Genomic DNA, 21,331 nt, shown 5'->3' with positions numbered 1-21,331 from the left:
CCGATCTGCCCGGTGAGCAGCGGTGGCGCGGATCGGCGTACCGATTCGTCCCGGCCTGGGATGGTAGAGGGGACCGCCGGAACGGGGCCGCCCGGCGATCTACGGGGAGCGGGCAGTACGCTCGTACTGCTAAGCGTGTGTTTCGGGAGAGGAGCGCCGGCCGATGGCGAAAATCAAGGTCAAGAACCCGGTCGTTGAGATCGACGGCGACGAGATGACCCGGATCATCTGGAAGCAGATTCGTGAGCAGCTGATCCTGCCGTACCTCGATGTGAACCTCGAGTACTACGACCTGTCGATCCAGTACCGGGACGAGACCGACGACCAGGTGACGATCGACTCGGCCAACGCCATCAAGCGGCACGGTGTGGGCGTCAAGTGCGCCACGATCACCCCGGACGAGGCGCGGGTCGAGGAGTTCGGCCTGAAGAAGATGTGGCGGTCGCCGAACGGCACGATCCGCAACATCCTCGGCGGCGTGGTCTTCCGCGAGCCGATCATCATGAGCAACGTACCCCGGCTGGTACCGAGCTGGACCAAGCCGATCATCATCGGCCGTCACGCCCACGGTGACCAGTACAAGGCGACCGACTTCGTCGCGCCGAAGGCCGGCAAGTTCACCGTCACCTTCACGCCGGAGGACGGCTCCGAGCCGCTGGAATTCCACGTCGCGGACTTCCCGGCCGGTGGCGTCGGCATGGCGATGTACAACTTCGACGAGTCGATCCGTGACTTCGCGCGGGCCTCGTTCCGGTACGGCCTGGCCCGTAACTACCCGGTCTACCTCTCCACCAAGAACACGATCCTGAAGGCCTACGACGGGCGTTTCAAGGACCTGTTCGCGGAGATCTTCGAGACCGAGTTCGCGGACCAGTTCAAGGAGGCCGGTCTCACCTACGAGCACCGGCTGATCGACGACATGGTCGCCGCCGCCCTGAAGTGGGAGGGTGGCTACGTCTGGGCCTGCAAGAACTACGACGGTGACGTGCAGTCCGACACGGTGGCCCAGGGCTTCGGCTCGCTCGGTCTGATGACCAGCGTGCTGATGACCCCGGACGGCCAGACCGTCGAGGCCGAGGCGGCCCACGGCACCGTCACCCGGCACTACCGGCAGTGGCAGAAGGGCGAGAAGACCTCGACCAACCCGATCGCCTCGATCTTCGCCTGGACCGGCGGCCTCAAGCACCGCGGCAAGCTGGACGGCACCCCCGAGGTGACCGAGTTCGCCCAGAAGCTCGAGCGTGTCTGCATCGAGACCGTCGAGAGTGGCCAGATGACCAAGGACCTCGCGCTGCTGATCGGCCGCGACGCCCCGTGGCTGTCCACCGACGAGTTCATGAACGCTCTGGACGAGAACCTGGCGCGCAAGCTCGCCGCCTGACTCCAGCGGTAACACCTCGAAGGTCCCGCCGGCCACCGTGCCGGCGGGACCTTCGTCCTTTCAGAACGGGCCTTCACGCCGCGTACATCGATTCCCGCCACGCCAAGGATGAAGGAGGCGGGGATGGATCCCCGCTGACCCGAGCGAGGGGAAGAGGATCGTGAGCGAGCTGGAGGCGACGATCGATCTGCTGGTGCGTCACGCGGAGAAGGCCCTCGCCGACTACGCGGACTTCACCCAGGAGCAGGTCGACCACATCGTCGGCAAGGCCTCCGTGGCCGCGCTGGACAAGCATGGCGAGTTGGCCAGGTCGGCGGTCGAGGAGACCGGGCGGGGTGTGTTCGAGGACAAGGCCGTCAAGAACATCTTCGCCTGTGAGCACGTCACGAACAGCATGGCCGGTATGCGTACGGTCGGGATCATCCACCGCGACGACATCAACGGCATCACCGAGATCGCCGACCCGGTCGGTGTGGTCTGCGCCGTGACGCCGGTGACCAACCCCACCTCCACCACCATCTTCAAGGCGCTGCTCGCGCTGAAGACCCGCAACCCGATCGTCTTCGCCTTCCACCCGAACGCCCAGCGGTGCAGTGCCGAGGCGGCGCGGGTGGTCCGGGACGCGGCGATCGCGGCCGGCGCACCGGAGCACTGTGTCCAGTGGGTCGAGCAGCCCTCCATCCAGGCCACCTCGGCCCTGATGAACCACCCGGGCGTCGCCACGGTCCTGGCCACCGGCGGCAACGCGATGGTCCGGGCCGCCTACTCGACCGGCAAGCCGGCCCTCGGCGTCGGCGCCGGCAACGTTCCGGCGTACGTTCACGCGTCCGCCGACGTGGTCCGCGCCGTCCACGACATCGTGCTGTCGAAGACCTTCGACAACGGCATGATCTGCGCCTCCGAGCAGGCCGTCGTCCTGGACGCCCCGGTCGCCGGGCAGGCGCTCGCGGAGTTCCGGCGGCTGCACGCCCACCTGGCGACCGAGGACGAGACGCGGCTGCTGCGGGACTTCATCTTCCCGGACGGGCGGAAACTGAACGCCGCCGTGGTGGGCCGGTCCGCGGCCTGGATCGCCGAGCAGGCCGGATTCTCCATCCCGGCCGACACCTCGGTGCTGCTCGCCGAGATCGGCGAGGTCGGTTCGGCCGAGCCGCTGAGCCGGGAGAAGCTCTGCCCGGTGCTGGCCGTGCTCAGGGCCGACGACGAGGAGCAGGGCATCCGGTACGCCGAGCAGATGGTCGAGTTCCACGGGCTCGGGCACAGCGCGGTCGTGCACGCCAGGGACGCCGGCCTGTCGGAGCGGTTCGGCAAGCGGATGAAGGCGGTCCGGATCATCTGGAACGCGCCCGCCTCACAGGGCGGCATCGGCGACATCTACAACGGCTTCCGCCCCTCGCTCACCCTGGGCTGCGGCAGCTACGGGCACACCTCGGTCTCCGACAACGTGTCCGCCCTCAACCTGCTCAACATCAAGCGCATCGGCCGTAGGACGAACAACATGCAGTGGTTCAAGGTGCCGGCCAAGATGTACTTCGAGCCGCACGCCATCCGGTACTTCCGGGACATGCCCGACGTCTCCCGGGTCACCATCGTCACCGACCACACCATGACCAGGCTCGGGTACGTCGACCGGATCAGCAACGTGCTGCGCCGGCGCCCGGAGCCGGTGACCATCCAGGTGATCGACGGCGTCGAGCCGGAACCCAGCATCGAGACGGTGCAGACCGGCGCGGCTCTGATGCGCTCCTTCCGGCCGGACACGATCATCGCGCTCGGCGGCGGCTCACCGATGGACGCCGCGAAGGTGATGTGGCTGCTCTACGAGCACCCGGACGTCGACTTCGCGGACATGAAGGAGAAGTTCTTCGACGTCCGCAAGCGGGCCTTCAAGTTCCCGGCCCTGGGCGGTCTGGCCAAGCTGGTCTGCGTGCCGACCACCTCCGGCACCGGCGCCGAGGTCACCCCGTTCGCCGTGATCACCGACACCGCGACCGGGCAGAAGTACCCGCTGGCCGACTACGCGCTCACCCCGAGCGTGGCGATCATCGACCCGCACCTGACCAAGGATCTGCCGCCGGTGGTCACCGCGGACAGCGGCTTCGACGCGCTGACCCACGCCACCGAGGCGTACGTCTCGGTCTACGCCAGCGACTTCACCGACGGCCTCGCCCTGCACGCCATCAAGCTGATCTTCGGCAACCTGGAGCGGGCGGTCTCCGCCGGCCCCGAGGACCCGGTCGCACGGGAGAAGATGCACAACGCCGGGACGATCGCCGGCATGTCGTTCGGCAATGCGTTCCTCGGCATCGTGCACGCCATGGCGCACACCCTGGGCGCCAGCTTCCACGTGGCGCACGGCCGGACCAACGCGATTCTGCTGCCGCACGTGATCCGGCACAACGGCACCGTGCCGTCGAAGCTGAACAGCTGGCCGAAGTACGAGCGGTACATCGCCCCCGAGCGTTTCCAGGACATCGCCCGGCACCTGGGCCTACCCGCCGGCACCCCGGAGCAGGGCGTCGAGTCCTACGCCCAGGCCGTCGAGCGGTTGCGCGCGGCCGTCGGCATCCCGTCGTCCTTCCAGGACGCCGGCGTGGACGAGAAGGAGTTCCTGGACGCGCTGCCGCAGCAGGCCATGAACGCCTACCTGGACCAGTGCGCGCCGGCCAACCCGCGGATGCCGATGCTGGCCGATCTCGAACGGATCATGAAGGAGGCCTACTACGGGCAGTAACCGGTAACCCGCGCGGCTCGTTGAACGGTGGGGAGGCCTTGTCCCGGGCCTCCCCACCGTCGTGTCAGATGTCGCGCAGCCGCTGCGCCGCGGCCTCCGGGACGATGTCGTTGACGAACGCGCCCATCGCCGACTCCGACCCGGCCAGGAACTTCAGCTTGTCCGCGGCCCGCCGGATGCTGAACAGCTGCAGGTGCAGATAGCCCAGCTCGCGGCCCTCGCCGGTGACCGCCTGGTGCCAGGCCGAGATGTACGGCATCGGCTTGCCGAACAGCCCGTCGAAGCGGCGCAGCAGGTCCAGGTAGAGCGGACCGAACGCGTCGCGCTCGGCATCGGTCAGCGCCGGCAGATCGGGGACCTGCCGGTGCGGGGCCAGGTGCACCTCGAACGGCCAGCGGGCGGCGGCCGGCACATACGCCGTCCAGTGTTCGTTGGACGCCACCACCCGGACCTTCGCCTCCTGCTCGGCGGCGAGGACGTCGGCGTACAGATTGCGCCCGGTCTTCTCGAAGTGCCGTTTCGCGGCCCGCAGGTAGGCCGCGGTCTTCGGGGTCACCGTCGGGTAGGCGTAGATCTGGCCGTGCGGGTGGTGCAGGGTCACGCCGATCTCGACACCCCGGTTCTCGAACGGGAACACCTGTGCCACCTCGGGCAGCGCGGACAGCTCGGCGGTCCGGTCGGCGAGAGCATCGATCACGGTACGAACGCGCGCGGGCGGAAGCGAGCCGAAGGCGCTGTCGTGGTCACTGGTGAAGCAGACCACCTCGCACCGGCCGTGGCCCGGCCGGACCGGGACCATGTCGGTCACCTGGGTCAGCTCGTCCGGCACGATCCGGTCGGAGAACGACGGGAACTGGTTCTCGAAGACCACCACGTCGTAGCTGGGCGCCGGGATCTCGCTGGCGAACCGCTCGGTGGTCGGGCACAGCGGGCAGGCGTCCGACGGCGGCAGGAAGGTCCGGGTGTTGCGGTGCGCGGCGATCGCGACCCACTCATCGGTCAGCGGGTCGTGGCGCAACTGCGAGGCCGGCGGGGGCGGCGGCAGCTGACGGGTGTCCGGGTACCCGGACCGGCCGCTGCCGGGGGCCTCGTCGAAGTAGATCAGCTCGCGGCCGTCGGAGAGCCGGACGGCCGATCGGGTCGGGGTCATTGGGGATTCACCACCACGAGTTCGGGAACTGTTTCCGTGAGGAGGTCACGGGCGCCGGCCTCCAGGCCGTCGTCGGTGATCAGCACGTCGGCGCGGGCCAACGGCACGATCGAGGAGATGCCGACGGTGCCCCACTTGGTGTGGTCGGCGAGCACCACCAGGCGCTCGGCGGCCTCCACCAGGGCCCGGTTGACGTCGGCCTCCATGAGGTTGGGGGTGGTGTATCCGGCGCGCTCGCTCATCCCGTGCACACCGAGGAACAGCATGTCCAGGTGCAGGGTGCCGATGGCGGCCACCGCCACCGGGCCGACCAGCGCGTCCGACGGGGTCCGGGTGCCGCCGGTGAGCACGACCGTCTGATCCGGGCGGCCGGCGCGGTAGAACACGTCGGCGACCGGGATCGAGTTGGTCACCACGGTCAGGCTCGGCACATCGACGAGGCGCTGGGCCAGCTCCGCCGTGGTGGTGCCGGCGGACAGGGCGATGGCGTCGCCGGGGGAGACCATGGCGGCCGCCCGCATGGCGATCGCCGTCTTCTCCCCGCGCTGGCGCACCGACTTGGCGGCGAAGCCGGGCTCGTGCGCCGAACCGGGACTGACGGTCGTCGCTCCACCATGTACCTTCGCCAGCAAACCACGGTCGGCGAGGGCCTCCAGGTCACGACGGATCGTCATGTCGGAGACGCCGTACTCCGCGGCGAGCTCGGTGACCCGGACGCCGCCGGTGGCGCGGACCCGGTCGAGGATCGCGGCCTGTCTCTGCTGAGCCAACATCAGTTGGACCGAACTAATTCGAACACACTCGAACAGTACCCCGTGATCGGGTCGGTTCGAAAGGGTGAGTTCAGATACCCCGGCCGCGTTTGTGCAGGGCCGACAGCACGTTCTCCACCTTCACCGCTCCGGTCATCGCGGCCAGCGCGATCGCGGTTCGCGGTTCGCGCCAGTTGGCCCGGACCGCCTCCTTGCTGTAGCGCCAGGCCGCGCCCCGGTTACCGGACGCCGCCGACCAGCAGGCCAGCTGTCCGTACACCCGGGCCGCCCCCGGACCGCAGCCGCTGATCTCCGGGTGCCGCCGCATCATCCAGCGCAGCGACGAGATCTTGGTGGCGTACTCGTACGCGTACTGCGAGGTCCGCCCCCAGAGCACCCGGACCAACGGCTCGTCCAAATGAACGATCGGACTCCGGCGGGCCGCCCTTAGCAAAAGGTCCCAATCCTCGTTCTGACTGCCCGGCGCGTCCTCGGCGACCATCCCGATCGCGTCCTCGGCCAGCGCCTCCCGGCGCAGCAGGAACGACGACGAGTGCAGCATCGCCATCCGGGACCGGGCCAGGTCCTCCACCGTCACCCGGCTGCGGCCGGCCAGTCGCGGGGTGCGGCGGCCCTCGTACTCGACCTCGATCGCACACGTGGCGAACTCGGCCGACGGCTCCGCGAGCAGCGCCGCCACCTGACGGCGCAGCTTGTCCGGCAGCCACTGGTCGTCGTCGTCGCAGAACGCCATCAGCTCGGTGTCCAGCGCCATCAGCCCGGTGTTGCGGGCGCCGGCCAGACCGGCGGCCCGCCAGTTCGTCAGGACCAGCACCGGTACGCCGTCGGTGGACGCCAGCAGATAGTCCGGCTCGGTCTGGTCGTACACCACGACGACCTTGAGGTCGCCCGGGTAGCGCTGCCCGCGCACCGCGGCGATCGCGCGGCGGACCAGCTCGGGGCGGTTCCGGGTGGGGATCACGACCCCGACCGACGGCCAGTTCATCATGCCTCCGAAGCGATGTTCAGCGGGTAGCCGTACGCCCGCAGCAGCGGCCCGCAGACCGCGCCCACCAGGCGGCGCTGGGTGCTGGGCAGGGCGCGGACCCAGGCGTCGTCGCGGCGCAGCGCCAGCCGGCCGACGGTGAAGCGCATCGGATTGCCCGCCGCGCTGTGCCCGGCCCGCAGGTCGGCGTGTTCGGTCCGGAGGAAGTCCAGGTCTTCCGGGTGCAGGGGGAGGCCCGCGAAGTCGGCCAGGCGGATCAGACCGGCCCGCGGGTCGGTGAGGAACTCCTCGTAGCGGATCCGGTACACCGGCACGCCCCGGCGGGCCAGCAGGCCGAACGCGGCGTTGTGCGCGTTCCACAGCACCGCCGAGCGGCCCGGGGAGTAGCGGGTCATCTGGTCGGCGCCGTCGGTCTCCGGCCGGCTCACCGTCTTGGTCCAGGAGTACGCCACCCCGCGCGCGTCCCGCACCACGTGCACCACGCGCAGGTCCAGGTCGTCCGCCCAGCGCAGCACGTGGGCCAGTGCCGAGTGCTTGGAGGAGTCGATCACCATCCGGGCGCCGGACACCTCGGCCGCCGCGGCGTAGACCCGGGCGTAGTAGGAGGCGTACTCGCGGACCTCGTCGGTGGCGGTGGTGGCCGAGGCGAGGCGCGGGATGTGCCGGGTTCGCTCGACCGCGTCGCGGAGCTTGTGGACCCGGTCGACATCGACGTTCGCCCAGCCGTTGAAGGCCAGGTCGCCGACGCGCCGCCAGAACGCGCAGCCGGAGAACCGGGCGCCGCAGCCGCACCGCTCGTCGTCTCGGATGTCGCGTTGCCAGAGATGAACGACCTCGCCGAGAGCGCACATCCCGGGCAGTTCGCCGAGCAGGCGTTCGACGAGTGTTGTCCCACTACGTCCGAATCCGCCCAGAAAAAGCACTTGTGCCACTTTGGCTCGCCTTCGCTCGTTTCGCTCAGGTAACGAGTGAAACAGGCAGAAGGAGGCGTTAGGTGACTATCGAGGCTTTCGACCGTGTGCACCTAGATGGCACCGGTATCGACCGCATTACCGAGGACGAGGTCGTGGCCGTTGTCCGGGACGCTCTCGCCCACGGCCGCGGTGGCCGCATCGTCACCCCGAACATCGACATCCTTCGCCGCGCCGCCGCCGACCCGGCCGTCCGGCGCCACCTCGACGACGCCGACCTCATCGTCGCCGACGGCATGCCACTGATCTGGGCGAGCCGCCTCGGTGGCGCCCCGCTCCCCGAGCGGGTGGCCGGCAGCAGCCTGATCTGGTCCCTCTCCGAGGGCCTCGGCCGCGACAGCCGCTCCGTCTTCGTGGTCGGCGGAACCCCGGCCCCCGCCGGAGGAGGCGCGGCCCGGGCGGCCGCCCGGCTCACCGCCGCGTGCCCCGGTCTGCGGATCGCCGGCACGATCAGCCCCGACTACGGCTTCGAACTCGACGAGAGCACCTACGCCGACTTCTGTGCGAAGGTGATCGCCGCCGAACCGGATCTGGTCTTCGTCGGCCTGGGCTTCCCCAAGCAGGAGGACGTCATCGAGCGCCTCCGCGGTGACCTGCCCCGGACCTGGTTCGTCGGCTGCGGCGCCGCGGTCAACTTCGTCGCCGGCGACCTCGGGCGCGCCCCGCTCTGGATGCAGCGCAGCGGCCTGGAGTGGGTCCACCGCCTCGGCGTCGAACCGCGCCGCCTGGCCGGCCGTTACCTCCGCCGCGACGCCCCCTACGCCCTGCGCCTCCTGGCCTGGGCCCCGCGCTGGGCCGGTCGTCGCTGATCGTCAGGGACGGAGGTTGCCGCCCTCGCCGCCGGGGGAGTCGCGCCGGGAGCGGGGCGCTCGCCGGCGGCGGGCGCTGCCCGGGACCCCGCGGAAGGCGGCGCAACGGCGGCCGGCCCGGGTGAGGGGCACGCCCAGCGTCGGCTGTGGGAAGCCCGCCGCGTCGTAACCGCTCTGCCAGGGGAAACGGTCGCCCGGGTCGGGCCAGGCGAGCTGCAGCAACCGCACCCGGTCGTCGCCGTAGCGCATCAGGGCGGCGCCGGGGAACAGCTCGGCCCGGATCTCGCCGCCCACGACCCGCACCTCCTGGCCGGTGATGAGGCCGCGGATGCGGTGACCGTGGCGCAGCTGGAGACCCTCGTCGCGGACCCGCCCGGCCACCTCGTTGAGCAGCTGGTGGCCGATCTCCGGGGACACGCCGGCGATGGTGAGCTCGGGATAGCCGTATCCGGTCAGGCCCACCGTGTATGCGAAGGGGACGGTCTCGGCCGGATCGTCCTCACCCGGCAGGACGTGCACCACGGCCCACCCGAACCGCTCGATGATCTCGCTCTGCTCCTCGAAGAAGTCGTCGAGGTAGGACATCGGTGACACCCCCGTGGCTCGGCCCGAACTGGCTGAGCTCACTATGGAACACACGTACGACACTTTTCCGGGCTGGCAAACCGTACGCTCGTACGGTTAAGATCGGATCATGGGTTTTCGCATCGATGACCTGCACCATGTGCAGCTGCTGATCCCACCGGGTGGCGAGGGCGTGGCCCGGGCCTTCTACAGCGGCGTCCTCGGCATGGCCGAGGTCGTGAAACCGCCGGTGCTGGCCGCGCGCGGTGGCTGCTGGTTCCGGGCGGGCGGCTGGGAGACGCATCTCAGCGTGGTCCCGGACTTCGTGCCGGCGCTCAAGTCGCATCCGGGTGTGCTGATCGACGGCCTGGACGCGCTGGCCGAGCGGCTGGCAGCCGCCGGGCACCCGGTCGAGTGGGATCCCCACTTCCCGGGTCACCGGCGGCTCTACTCGGCCGACGGGCACGGCAACCGGCTGGAGTTCCTCGAGCGGATCAGGGATTGAAGTACGGGTCCCGGACCAGCCGCAGGAACGCCTTGAAGGCCCGCTCGTCCCCGGCGAGCTGGAACTGCTGGTTCGGCCCGTTCCCGTCGGGATCGGACTCGAAGTAGGCGACGGCCTTGATCTGCTTGTTCACCTTGAAGGTGCGCTCGGCGTCCTTGAGCCAGGCGGCCCGGCCCTCCGACCCCCAGGCCTTGGCCACGCCGAACTCGCCGATCACGATCGGTTTCGGACGCTGGGCGGCCCACTCCAGGAAGGGCCCCATCAGCGTGCCGATCGGCTGGAACTCGAAACCGGCGTAGACGTCCACACACGTCCAGTCCACCTGGTCGTCGCCGGGGTAGAAGGCCGGCGCGTCGCCCCGGATGAAGCCCTCGGCGGTCGGGCACCACACCCAGGAGACGTTGTCGGCCTTCTCCTCGCGGAAGATCTTCCGGACGTACCGCCAGGCCGCGATGTAGTCCTCGCCGGACCACATGGTGGCCCGCAGGTTGGGCCGGTCCATCTCCCAGCGCATCCGCAGCATCACCGGGTCCTTGATCTTCCGGATCGCCCGGGCCTGCTCGCGGATCAGCTCGTCGTGCTCCCCGGCCAGGATGGACCGGTTGTCCCCGGTGGCCCAGCTGATCATCAGCTTGGCGCCGTCGGCGAGGAACGCCGCGTCCGAGGGGGTGCCCATCATCTGCTCGAACCGGCGGTACGTGTTGATGAAGTGCAGTTTCCGGCCCAGCGACTGCTCCAGGGCGCCGACCGCGGCGAGCCGGCCCACCTGGGTCAGCTCGTCCGGCTTGATCCACGCCCCGAGGTAGGCGCCGCGCTGGGGCGCCTCGAAGGGCCCGGCCTGGAACGGGCCCCGGTTGATGGCGACCGCCCGCGGTGGGCTGCTCAGGTCGGGTGACGGCGTCGGGACGGGCTCCTCCCGGTCGCCCGAGAAGCAGCCCCCGAGCAGCAGGAGCACGAGGGCGGTGGCGATCAGCCCGCTACGCATGGAGCCGCCGGGCGGTGTAGAGGACGTTCACCGCGTACGCGTCGCTGCCCGGCATCCGTCGTGCCGCCGCGTCGGCGAGCCGGGCCACCCGGTGGTCGTGCAGCGACGGCGTGAGCATCGAGAAGCCGCGCCGCTCGACGATCTCGAAACCGTGCCGGGCCAGCAGCCGCCCCACCTCATCGTGGGAGAGCTCGGCGAACCAGCGTTCCCCGCTGTGCCGCCGGGCCCGCAGGTGCCGGACAGATCCGGCGTTGCCGTGGTTCTCCACCACGAGCAGCCCGGATCCGCGGTGCGGCAGCACCTTGGCGGCGAAGGCCAGGGCCCGGTCCCGGACCCCCTCGTCGACGTTGAGCAGCAGCCGGAAGATCGTGACGATCGCCGGGAAGCCGGCCGCCACCGGCTGCGGCACCGGACCCTCCTGGGGAACCAGGTGCCAGTAGGCCCGCGACCCCACCTCGGCGGCCTTCGACATCATCTCGGCCGACGTGTCGTACCCGTGCGCCTCCCGGACCAGGCCGTGCAGCGCCCGGACGGCCCGCCCGGTGCCGCAGGCGAAGTCGTGCTGGACCGGTGGATGCTCGGGGAACTCGCGGCGCACCAGGGCGCGCAGGTAGTCCCGCTGGCGGTCGTTGATCCGCGACGCGTAGCTGTCCGGGGCGTACGTCACGGTCTCGTACTTCTCGACCGCCTCGGTGTCCTGGAACACCCCTGTGTAATCGCTGGTCAACTCTTCCTCCTGAATGCGCCGAGCATCAACGGTCCGCGTAGCAGCCACGCCCCCGCGGCGTACGCCGGGACGGCGATCACGATGGCCGCCGGGAAAAACTGGATGAATCCGAAACAGACGAGGGCCAGGAGCGCCGCCGTGAGCGTCCCCCGGCCGAACGGGTGCAGACCGGTGCTCCGGTGGACCTGGGCCAGCGGAAGCAGGTTGTTCACCACCATCGCCCCGGCCAGCCCGGCCGCCGCCCCCAGCGCGCCCCAGCGCGGGATCAGCCACACGTCCAGGCCGATCGTCACGGTCAGCGCGATCAGCACGTTGCCGAGGTTCAGCGAGGTGCGGCCGGCCATCGCCAGGACCATGTCGACCATCCCGCAGCCGGTCGCCACCAGCATCGCGGCGGCCAGCACCCGCACCACCGGGGCGCCGGAGGCGTACCCGTCGCCGAACAGCCGCAGATACCAGGGCGCGAGCGCCATCACCGTCAGGCTGATCGGCCAGGTCACCAGGACCAGCCAGCCGGTCGCGATCTGGTAGAGCCGTTTCGCGGCGGCCAGGTCACCGGTGCTCAGCGTCTCGGCCAGACGCGGCTGCACCGACTGCGACAGACCCTGGTTCGCGAACTGGATCAGCACCACGAACCGGCCGGCCACCGCGTAGACGGCCGCCGGCGCCAGCCCGCCCAGCGCCGCCACCAGCAGCACGTCCACCCGCTGCAACGCGAGCTGGGCGACCGCGGCCACCGCCCGCGGGGCGGTGAAGACCCAGAACTCCCGGCGCACGCGGCGACGCTCACCCCGGTCGGTGCTCACCCTCGTCCGGCCCGAGGCGTACGCGCGACGCGCGGCCACCGCGGCCAGGATCGCCACCGGTAGATACGGTGCGGCCCAGGCCAGCGCGAAGACCGGCAGCGAGGCCGTGACCCAGAGCGCCGCCACCCCCGCCGCGCCGACCGCGAGCAGTTGCAGCCCGCTGCGCAGCACCCGGTCCAGCAGCACGGTCGGCCGCATGCTCCGGTAGCCGCGCGTCACGGTGAGCAGCACGTCGGTGAGCGCCTGGAGCGGGACGAAGACGGCCAGCACCCGGAGCCCGGCGGTGTGCCCGGCGACCACCTCCGGCGCCTCGCCCGCGGTGAGGCGCGCGATCGCCGGCGCGGCCAGCCACATCGCCACGCCCAGGAGCAGCGAGAACCCGGCCACCGGCGGGATGCCGGCGCGCAGGCAGGCGCCCAGCAGATGGTCCTGCCCGGTGCTGCGCAGCCGGGCCGGCCAGTACACCAGCCCGGTCTGGGTGCCGAGCTTGGCCAGCCCGCATACCAGCACGAACGCGGCCGTGGCGGCGAAGAACGCACCGGCTTGCTCGGCGCCGAGTGCCCGGGCCACGATCCAGGTGACCACCACACCGGTGCCGCCGGCCAGCGCCGAGCCGGCCATGTTGGCCAGCCCGCCGCGGGCCGTGTCCCGGGTGGTGCCGCGCGGATCCGCCTGTGCGGTCGTTGCCGTCACCGGCGGCGCCAGACCGGGGTGTGCCCCAGCCAGCCGGCCAGCGCCTCGTCGTGCGGCTGGTAGTAGGCGTACAGGTCGCGGCGCAGCCCGGGATCCATGTCGGCCTGCCGGGGGCGGGCGTTGTGCTGCTCGAAGGTGGGCCGCTCCAGCCCGGAGGGCAGCCCGAGGAAGGCGCAGACCTCGTCGTAGACCGGCTCCGGGTCGCTGAAGAAGCGCTCGCTCTCCACCACGTGGATCCGCTCCCGGCCCACATGCTGGGCCACCACGCTCAGGTAGCGGGCGTACTCGCCACGGGACCGGTACGCGTGATGCTGGTGGGCGAAGCTGTAGTAGGACGGGTCGAGGGTGAGCCGTTCCTCCTGACGGTGCAGCCGGGCCGGCTCCAGGGCCAGGGCCGCGCCGAAGTCCCGCTCCGACTCGTAGGCCCGGGCCACCTCGTGGTGGTGCTGCGAGTAGGCGCGTTCCACCGGGTCCCGGACCAGCACCACGAGCTTGGCGTAGGGCAGGTCGTGGGCGATCCGGGCGGCCGCCTGCGGGTGGTACATGTAGTACGGACTGGACTCGAAGGTCTGCGCGCGTACCCCGTGCCGTTCGGCGATCCGCTCGGCGCTGCGCAGCGTCGGGAAGTGGCCGCGGTACCACTCCGGCCCGCGCTGGTAGGACGTGTCGAAGTAGTGCACACCCTTGTGCAGCACCGCCTTCAGCACGACCGGGTGCGCGGCCAGCGCGCGGTAGAGCGACGTGGTGCCGCAGCGCTGCCCCCCGCAGATCAGGAACGAGGGCAGCATCCGGCTCTCCGCGGTGAGCCGTCCGAAGGACCGGGAGCCCAGGTGCACGACCCGCTTCACCGGTGCGGGCAGATTGCGTACGTGCATGGTTCTACAGCTCCTCCACGCGCCGGATCAGCACCGGCAGCAGCCAGGTCCCGAGCACGCCAAGCCGGGCGCCCGCCTCGGCCTGCCTGTCGGTCAGGTAACGAACGGCGAGGTCGACCAGGTAGAGCAGGGCGGTGATCTCGCGGGCCACCGGCGTCACCCCGAACGGGGCGAGCAGTTCGTCGGCCCGGTGCACGGTCGCCTCGACCGCGGCCCGGGCGTCGCCGGTGGACTGGATACGTTTCTGCAGCTCGTGATGGATGGCGTCGAAGCCGAGCGGCACCCCGGTGGCGAACCGCTCCCAGTCCCACACGAGCAGGGTGTCGGCCAGGTTCGCCATGTTCCAGGGGGCCCAGTCGCCGTGCCAGGCGCCGTACCGCATCGTCGTCTCGCCGCTGTGCGCGGCCAGCACGTCCACGGCGGCGGCCAGTCCCGCACCCTCCGGCCGGTCGGCGACCGTCGCGAGCCGTGCCTGGAGGTCCTGCCAGTACCCGCTGCCGGTGAGCGGCCCGGTCGTGTAGCCGCGGCAGCCCGCGACGTCGATCATGGCCGCGGTGAGCCGCCGCAGGCTGAGCGACGCCCGCGGCAGCCAGACCGGCAGCGCCGACTGGACCAGCACCTGCATGCCCCGCCACTGCCCGGCGTGCATCACCCGTGGCACGGTCAGCTTGGTCAGGCCGCTGCTGCCGAGCGTGGTCAGCGCCGCCGTCTCCGCCTTCACCAGCCGGCGGGTCAGCGGGCCGGTGCCCAGCTTGCCGAAGGCGAAGGTGTCGCCGTCCGGGCCGAGAAGTTGCAGCACCGGCTTGCGGTTGGCCCGCGCCGGGCCGATGTGGATGCTGATCGCGAGATCCCGGCGCAGCGCCTCGCTCAGGTAGCCGTCGATGCCGGCCGACAGCGGGCCGGTCACCCGGATCCGGTCCCGGAACACCAGGCCGGTGGCCCGCGCGTGCACCGCGGCGACCACGGCGCCCCGCTTGAGCCGGGCCATCCGGCTCTGCGGCTCGGCGTAGCGGCGCACGGCGGCCGCCGCGATCACGGGCGAGTGCGTCGGGACCAGCAGCCGGGGCCGGTGCGCGTTCGGAACGACCAGGTACTCGGTGACCAGGGGACCGGGCGTGCCGTCGGTTCGGCAGGGCGCGGGGTAGAGCAGGTGCATCACCTCGGTCAGGTACTGCGTCCGCAACGCCGCGTCCCCGGCCGTCAACTCAGCGGGAGCCGTTCTAACTGGGCTCAATCGGTGTTCCCCTCGATCCAGTTGCGCCAGAGCAGCGCATATGCCAGAACCATGAAGGCCAGAGGGGTGACCAGCGAGTTGTACCAGAGCATCGCGGAGAAGGAGGAGACGAGCGCGGCGCTCCCGGCGATCCCGATCGGGGTGCGGTCCCGGCGGAACCGCCACAGCCCGTACCCGAAGAAGCCGAGATATCCCACCGTGCCGGCCGCGCCGTGCGCGTAGAGCAGCTGCCAGAGCTGGCCGTTGCCACCCACCGTGAAGTTGCCGCACCGCTCGCAGCCGGCGCTCTCGCCGACCGCGATCGAGTTGCGCCCGCCCAGGGTGTCGCGGGTGCCGCCGTACCCGATCACCGGCGACCCGGTGAAACCGTCCAGGGCCTTGTCGACGAGGAACGACCGGACCCCGTTGGACTTGCCGTTGTCCAGCCGCGCCTGCACCGTCGTGCCCAGCGGGGTGGCGGTCAGCGCCACCGTCAGCGTGGCGCCCAGCAGGGGCAGCAGCACCAGGATCCAGAGCCGGCCGGCCATCACGTGACGCACCGCCACGTAGACCAGCAGCAACCCGACGCCGATCCACAGGCCACGGTTGAGCGACGCCACCGCGGGCACCACCGACACCGCCAGGCAGAGCACGGCCAGCGCTCTGCGGCCGGTACGGTGACTGGCCCACGCGGCCACCACGAGCCACGGCGCCAGCAGGCAGAAGTTGTTGCCCCAGGTGTTCGTGTAACCCCAGGGTGCGGCCGGGCGCGGCTTCTCGCCCCCGACCAGGTCCATGATCTGTGCGGCGTACGGGTGCACCAGCGACCGTACGAAACCCTTGTTGCGCACCCCGGAGGGCAGCAGCCACTCCACCGGCGAGGTGAACTCGAAGTTCCCGGCCACCATGCCGAGCAGCCCGCCCAGCACGGTCAGCACGAACATCCCGCCCAGCAGGCGGACCAGCCGGCGGCGGGACAGCTCGGCGTCGGTCAGATTGCCGGCGTACACCAGAAGGACCGTGAGAGACCCGTACATCGAAAGCTTGTAGACGACGGCGACCAACCGCTCGCCCGCGCGTTCCGGAACCGTGCCGGGCGGGTCCGCGCCCAGCGCGGCGATGCTGATCACCACCGCGGCCAGGAAGATCACCCACCAGACGAAGCCGGGTGGCAACCGCACCGGGCGGCCCGCCGAGCGCCGGCGAAGCAGCAGGAACACCATCGGCGCGGCCATCATCGGGAAGATCAGCACGCCCAGGCCGAGCGCCCACCACAGCGGATAGAGCAGCAGGATGCCGGCCACCGGCCAGGACGGCAGCGAGCGGCTCTTGGGGGAGATCTCAGGCGCGGTCCCGGCGTGCGCTACCGCCGCGACCGCTGTCACTTGTCGTCGCCGTCCGCGGCGCCCGCGCTGGAGAGGTCGATGATCGCGGTGGCGTCCTGGTTCTCGGTGCCACCCGGGCGCTGCCGGCCGGCGAAGGACAGCTGCTGGGTCGGGCCCTCCAACGGCGCGTCCCCGGCGTCCGGCACCGGCAGGGAGACGGCCGGCTCGGCCTGCTCGCTCGGGCGCGTCACGGTGAGCCGCGGCAGCACCACGGCGCCGAGCAGCCGGGTGCCCACCCGCTGGAGCTGGTCGGTGGCGTCGAGCAGGGCCGGGCGCTGGGACCGGTGCAGCTCCACCGCCAGGATCGCCGCGTCGGCCAGGCTCGCCAGGCTCTGCGCGTCGGCGCTGCTGCTGGTCGACGGGGCCTCGATGACCACGTACCCGCTCTGCTTGCGCAGTGCCTGGAGGGTGTCCCGGAGCCGTTGCGACTGCATCAGCCCGGCCGCGGTGGCCGTGCCGCCGGTGGTGATCACCCGCAGCGACGGGATCCGCGGCGTCCGTTGCAGGGCGCGGGGCAGGCCGACCCGTCCGGCGAGCAGGTCGGAGAGGCCGGGCATGGCCGACACCCCGAACATCCGCGCCAGCGGCGCGGCATCGATCACGCTGTCCGGCAGGTGCGCGCCGATCAGAACGACTTCACTTCCGGTACGCGCGAGCGCCGCCGCCAGGTTCGCGGCGACCAGGGTGCTGGCCGAACCCCGGCTGGTTCCGGTCACCACGATGATCTGGTCGCGCTCGCCCAGGCTGGCCAGCACCTCGTTGCGCAGCCGGTTGAAGACCCGCCCGCCCGGCCCGTACGGCTGGAGGACGTCGTCGAAGTGCGGCGTGCTGCGCTCGTCCAGCGCGGCCAGCACCGGCACCCGGCCCCGGTCCCGTACGTCGTTCGGGGTGACCAGCCGCCGGTCGAACCGCTCCCGCAGGTACGCCAGGGACAGCCCGAGCAGCAGCCCGAGCATGCCGCCGGTACCCACGTTGAGCAGCGTGTTCGGACTGCTCGGTGTCTCCGGCAGGCGGGAGTCGCTGATGATGCTGCCGCCGCCGACCATGGTGGTGGTCAGCTCGTTGAGCCGCCCGGTCAGCGAGTTCAGCTGGTTCTGCGAGTTGTTCCGCAGGCTCTGCAGGTTGCCGGCGATCGGGCTGTCCTTGGCCGCGATCGCCAGTTTCGCGTTGATCCCGGCCAGCACCGTGGTGAGCTGCCGCACCTTGAGGTTGAGCGACTTGATCTGCCGGTCCAGCTGGGCCCGGGCGCTCTCCTCCCGGTTGCGCAGGTACGCCTCGGCGAACGCGTGCGACCCGGCCTGCGCCTTCCGCGGATCGTCCGACCGGAAGGTGATCACCAGGACCGTGGTGTTCGCCGGCACCTGCACCGACACCGACTTGGCCAGCTCGATCGGCGACTGGTCGCTGCGCAGCAGGGTGGCCGCCTTGACCGCGACCGCACCGGAGCCGACGAGCTGCGCCTCGGTGTCCAGGTTGACCGCGCCCTTGGTCCGGCCGCCCTGCGCGTTGGTGTCCTGCCCGACCGGCTCCACCAGCACCGAGGCCGACGACTCGTAGACCTGTGGCATGGCCTGTGTCAGGACCGTGCCGCCGCCCAGGCCGGCACCCGTGGCCACCAGGGCGATCCACCAGTGGCGGCGGAAGGCACCCAGGTAGTGCGAGAGATCGGACGAGGGGCGAGACGGTTCCATCAGTCTTCGGCGGCCCTTCCGGGAGAGGAGTGTGTGTGTCAGCTTTGGGCGTTTCGCCCCAGAGTGACAACGCCACACTCCCGCCGTGAGTGATGGCTACGAGAGTTTCGGCTCCACCCAACCGCTCTCGACCAGGTAACCGAGGACCATCTCGACCGCCTCCGGAACTGTCATCGTGGTGGTGTCCACGGTCAGCTCGGCGTCGGTCGGCTCCTCGTACGGGTCGTCGATCCCGGTCATCCCGCGCAGTTGACCGGCGCGGGCCCGTGCGTACAGGCCCTTGCGGTCCCGGCTCTCGCACACCTCCAGCGGCGTGGCCACGTGCACCAGGATGAACCCGGCCCCGGCCTCCACCGCCATCTTCCGGGCCGCCGCCCGGGCCGCCTCGTAGGGCGCGATCGGGCAGGCCACCGCCATGCCCCGGTGCCGGCCCACCTCGGCGGCGACCCAGCCGATCCGGCGGACGTTGCGGTCCCGGTCGGCCTTGCTGAAGCCCAGCCCGGCGGTCAGCTCACGGCGGACCACGTCGCCGTCGAGCAGCGTCACGGTCCGGTCGCCGGTCTCCCGGAGCGCGTCGGCCAGGTTCCGGGCGATGGTCGACTTGCCGGAGCCGGACAGGCCGGTGAAGAAGACCACCAGACCGCGCTGCCGGCGCGGCGGCCGCACCCGGGACAGCTCCTTGGCGACGGCCGGCGGGGTGTGCCACTCGGGCAGCGGAAAACCGCGGTCCAGCAGGTCGTCGATCTCGGCCGGAGACATCGCCAGGCGCCGGTTGCGCGGCGGGATGTCGTCACGCCAGCGCCACTGGCCGTCCCGGTTGTCGTAGGCCAGCTCACGCGGCAGCAGCACCCGCAGGCCCGCGCCGGACAGCGAATCACCGGTGGACAGGACGTGCGTCACCCCGTACGCCCGGGCCACCCGCGCGCGCAGCAGCGCGTCGCGCATCTCGTCGCCGCGGGTGAGCAGCGGCACCGCCACCACGGTGGCCGGGGGCATCCGGTCGCGGGCCGCGAAGATCGAGCGCACCAGCGCCTCCGGCGGCAGGCCGTCCGGGCCGGGCCCGCTCACCGGGATGAGGATCAGCAGGTGGGCCGCGAGGGTACGGGCGGCGTGCGCGATCTGGGCGAGCTGCGGCCGGTGCAGCGGCCGGTCGGCGATCACCCCGAGCACCCGGCCCGGTGGGAGCAGTGCCCGGACCTCCTCCGGCATGCGGCGCAGGCGCTGGAACGGGCCGTGGCCGCCGTCACCCATCCGGCGCACCGGGCCGCCGATGCCGAACCGGTTCTCCCCGGTCCGCCACATGTCGGTCACCTCGATGGCGGCGACCGGGGCGCCCTCCGGGTCGGTGAGCACCAGGGTCCGCCGGGCCGGGTCGGCCGGGTCCAGCGCGGACGCCACCTCGCCGGGGATCTCGCAGGTCACCGGCACCGGCCAGGACGCGCCGTCGGCCAGCCGGCCGCGGCGGGCCAGCGAGGCCAGGTCGGCGCGGCCGAGGAAACCGGTCAGCGGCGCGTAGGCGCCGGAGAGCAGCAACTCGAGGTCCGCCAGCTCGTAGGGGCGCGGGGTGAAGGAGGGAGCGTCCCGGAGCACGTCCTCGGGCAGTACCGAACCATTCACTTCGAATCCCCCTGCAGGTATTTGGGGGACAGTTTCGCAGCCTCGATCCAACCGGTCGAGTCGGGATCTCGGTCTTCCCTCAGTCGGTACGAAAGCCATATAAAGCAATCTCAGTACAAAACCGCTTGTTACTGGACAAACATGCTTGATCATCTGATACTCGGCCTTTGTGAGACAGACCCGATCCCGACTACTGCACCTCGCCGTACTGACCACGGCCTTCACGATGTCCGTGACCGTGACGCTCTCCTGGGCGTGGACGGGAGGCGCCGACCGGCTCGGCGCCCCGCCGCCGTACCGGCCTCCGGTCGTCGTGGACCCGGCCGTCACCGCGCCGGGCACGTCCCTGCCGGTTCCGCCCGGGCCGCCGTCCAACCTCGCGCCGGAGCCCGTGCCGGGCCCGGACACCGCCGGGCCGCGGCCCGGGATCGTGCCGGTCGGGCACCGTTCCGAGTCGGGGCGGGAACGGACGTGCCGTACCGGGGCGAGGCTGGTGCCGACCTGCGGGATCCTGTGGGGCGTGGCTCCGGGGGCGCACACCGAGGCACAGGGTTCGTGGGCGCTCAACGAGTTCGAGCGCAAGACCGGGCGGCATCAGGCGGTGTTCCACGGGTACCACAAGGGCACCCGTCAACTGTTCCCGACCGAGCAGGAGATCCGGATCGCCCGCGAGCCCGGGCGCGAGCGGATCCTCCTGCTCAACTGGAAGCCGGAGACCACCACCTGGGCACGGATCGCGCGCGGGGACCGGCATACCGACGAATTCCTGGACCGTCTCGCCGAACACCTGCGGGAGAACTTCCGGGAGCGGTTCTTCTTCGCGATCCACCACGAGGCCGAGGACCAGGTACGCGAGCGGGTCGGCTCCGGCTACACGGCCCGTGACTACGCGGCGATGTTCCGGCACGTGGTGAAGCGGCTGCGGGCCAAGGGCGCCACCAACGTGGTGACCGTTCTGGTGCACATGGCCTACGTCCCGCACACCACCAAGAGCTGGTTCCAGCACATGTACCCGGGCGACGACGTGGTCGACTGGATCGGCTTCGACACCTACTCCTACAGCGACCCCGGCTACGGCCACGGCGACTTCGACGAGCTGCTCAACCGCCGTTCGGCGAGCAAACCCGGCTGGCCCGGCTTCTACAACTGGGTCCGTGGGCGCCACCCGGACAAGCCGCTGATGGTGGCCGAGTGGGCCGTCTGGTTCTCCGAGCGCAACCCGGGCCACATGGCCGAGTTCTATCGCGAGGTGGGACAGCAGATCGGCCGCTTCCCCGGCATCAAGGCGATGGTGCACTTCGAGACCCCGGCCAACCACAAGGGCCAGGACTCGTCGGTGGACAGCACCCCGGCCGCGCTGCGCGAGTACCGTCGTCTCGGCAGGCTCCCGGTGTTCCAGGTGTCGGTAAACTGAGAGCCGGCTGAGAGACCCTGAGAGGGGCTCAGGGGTTTTCCCGATCCATCGAG

Annotated in this window: 18 protein-coding genes; 5 read left to right on the top strand and 13 right to left on the bottom strand. The window is 71.1% G+C overall.

The genetic code is table 11. The annotated features are described in order from the left end of the window. The first annotated feature begins 163 nt into the window (after positions 1-163). On the top strand, positions 164-1,381 hold the full coding sequence (locus tag KZ829_RS02235) for an NADP-dependent isocitrate dehydrogenase (RefSeq protein WP_220142176.1): 1,218 nt from the start codon (positions 164-166) through the stop codon (positions 1,379-1,381). Positions 1,382-1,541: 160 nt separating this feature from the next. Beyond that, positions 1,542-4,115: a bifunctional acetaldehyde-CoA/alcohol dehydrogenase gene (gene adhE, locus KZ829_RS02230; RefSeq protein ID WP_308285310.1), complete on the top strand. Its 2,574-nt coding sequence runs from the start codon at positions 1,542-1,544 to the stop codon at positions 4,113-4,115. 64 nt (positions 4,116-4,179) lie between these two features. Here adhE and galT read toward each other — a convergent pair whose 3' ends face one another. The 4 genes from galT to KZ829_RS02210 all read right to left on the bottom strand — a co-directional run bounded on the left by galT (position 4,180) and on the right by KZ829_RS02210 (position 7,955). Then, the gene (gene galT / locus KZ829_RS02225; protein ID WP_220142175.1) at positions 4,180-5,265 is read right to left on the bottom strand and encodes a galactose-1-phosphate uridylyltransferase; all 1,086 of its coding nucleotides are present in this window, start codon (positions 5,263-5,265) and stop codon (positions 4,180-4,182) included. Beyond that, on the bottom strand, positions 5,262-6,038 hold the full coding sequence (locus tag KZ829_RS02220) for a DeoR/GlpR family DNA-binding transcription regulator (protein ID WP_183222931.1): 777 nt from the start codon (positions 6,036-6,038) through the stop codon (positions 5,262-5,264). The genes galT and KZ829_RS02220 overlap by 4 nt, the downstream gene beginning before the upstream one ends. Before the next feature lie 70 nt (positions 6,039-6,108). Further along, positions 6,109-7,023 carry a glycosyltransferase family 2 protein gene (locus KZ829_RS02215; RefSeq protein ID WP_220142422.1) on the bottom strand — a complete coding sequence of 305 codons (915 nt, stop codon included), beginning with the start codon at positions 7,021-7,023 and terminating at the stop codon, positions 6,109-6,111. Then, a complete protein-coding gene (locus tag KZ829_RS02210) occupies positions 7,023-7,955 on the bottom strand; it encodes a sulfotransferase (RefSeq protein WP_220142174.1) in 933 nt (310 codons plus the stop codon). The genes KZ829_RS02215 and KZ829_RS02210 overlap by 1 nt, the downstream gene beginning before the upstream one ends. Positions 7,956-8,017: 62 nt before the next feature. On the opposite strand from KZ829_RS02210, the gene KZ829_RS02205 reads away from it, so the two are divergent. Continuing rightward, positions 8,018-8,803, top strand: coding sequence for a WecB/TagA/CpsF family glycosyltransferase (locus KZ829_RS02205; RefSeq protein ID WP_220142173.1), 786 nt, complete (start codon positions 8,018-8,020; stop codon positions 8,801-8,803). Positions 8,804-8,806: 3 nt separating this feature from the next. Here the strand turns inward: KZ829_RS02205 and KZ829_RS02200 are convergent, their stop codons facing one another. Further along, complete coding sequence (locus KZ829_RS02200; protein ID WP_220142172.1) at positions 8,807-9,388, bottom strand: DUF4262 domain-containing protein; 582 nt, start codon at positions 9,386-9,388, stop codon at positions 8,807-8,809. Positions 9,389-9,497: 109 nt separating this feature from the next. Here KZ829_RS02200 and KZ829_RS02195 point away from each other — a divergent pair, with 109 nt between their 5' ends. After that, positions 9,498-9,872 carry a VOC family protein gene (locus tag KZ829_RS02195; RefSeq protein WP_220142171.1) on the top strand — a complete coding sequence of 125 codons (375 nt, stop codon included), beginning with the start codon at positions 9,498-9,500 and terminating at the stop codon, positions 9,870-9,872. On the opposite strand, the gene KZ829_RS02190 is transcribed toward KZ829_RS02195, so the two are convergent. From KZ829_RS02190 to cysC, 8 genes are all read right to left on the bottom strand, one after another. Continuing rightward, positions 9,862-10,857 (bottom strand): glycosyl hydrolase, encoded by a 996-nt coding sequence (locus tag KZ829_RS02190; protein WP_220142170.1) that lies wholly within the window; start codon positions 10,855-10,857, stop codon positions 9,862-9,864. The two genes, KZ829_RS02195 and KZ829_RS02190, sit on opposite strands and share 11 nt — an antisense overlap. After that, positions 10,850-11,584: a class I SAM-dependent methyltransferase gene (locus KZ829_RS02185; RefSeq protein WP_220142169.1), complete on the bottom strand. Its 735-nt coding sequence runs from the start codon at positions 11,582-11,584 to the stop codon at positions 10,850-10,852. Before KZ829_RS02185 ends, KZ829_RS02190 begins: the two co-directional genes overlap by 8 nt. Continuing rightward, complete coding sequence (locus tag KZ829_RS02180) at positions 11,581-13,083, bottom strand: MATE family efflux transporter (protein ID WP_308285308.1); 1,503 nt, start codon at positions 13,081-13,083, stop codon at positions 11,581-11,583. Before KZ829_RS02180 ends, KZ829_RS02185 begins: the two co-directional genes overlap by 4 nt. Beyond that, positions 13,080-13,958 carry a sulfotransferase domain-containing protein gene (locus tag KZ829_RS02175; RefSeq protein ID WP_220142168.1) on the bottom strand — a complete coding sequence of 293 codons (879 nt, stop codon included), beginning with the start codon at positions 13,956-13,958 and terminating at the stop codon, positions 13,080-13,082. Before KZ829_RS02175 ends, KZ829_RS02180 begins: the two co-directional genes overlap by 4 nt. A gap of 4 nt (positions 13,959-13,962) precedes the next feature. Beyond that, the gene (locus KZ829_RS02170; protein WP_308285307.1) at positions 13,963-15,141 is read right to left on the bottom strand and encodes a hypothetical protein; all 1,179 of its coding nucleotides are present in this window, start codon (positions 15,139-15,141) and stop codon (positions 13,963-13,965) included. 47 nt (positions 15,142-15,188) lie between these two features. Next, positions 15,189-16,556, bottom strand: coding sequence for a hypothetical protein (locus KZ829_RS02165; RefSeq protein ID WP_246634900.1), 1,368 nt, complete (start codon positions 16,554-16,556; stop codon positions 15,189-15,191). Then, a complete protein-coding gene (locus tag KZ829_RS02160) occupies positions 16,553-18,247 on the bottom strand; it encodes a Wzz/FepE/Etk N-terminal domain-containing protein (RefSeq protein WP_220142166.1) in 1,695 nt (564 codons plus the stop codon). The genes KZ829_RS02165 and KZ829_RS02160 overlap by 4 nt, the downstream gene beginning before the upstream one ends. A gap of 96 nt (positions 18,248-18,343) precedes the next feature. Next, entirely contained in the window at positions 18,344-19,864 is a 1,521-nt protein-coding gene (gene cysC / locus KZ829_RS02155) for an adenylyl-sulfate kinase (protein ID WP_220142165.1), read from the bottom strand. A gap of 169 nt (positions 19,865-20,033) precedes the next feature. Here cysC and KZ829_RS02150 point away from each other — a divergent pair, with 169 nt between their 5' ends. Beyond that, the gene (locus tag KZ829_RS02150; RefSeq protein ID WP_308285306.1) at positions 20,034-21,278 is read left to right on the top strand and encodes a glycosyl hydrolase; all 1,245 of its coding nucleotides are present in this window, start codon (positions 20,034-20,036) and stop codon (positions 21,276-21,278) included. Positions 21,279-21,331: the final 53 nt, after the last annotated feature.

Source organism: Actinoplanes hulinensis (assembly GCF_019429605.1).
Classification (GTDB): Bacteria; Actinomycetota; Actinomycetes; order Mycobacteriales; family Micromonosporaceae; genus Actinoplanes; species Actinoplanes campanulatus.
Note: the sequence above shows the minus strand (reverse complement) of the source record. Positions and strands in the feature narration are given on the sequence as shown.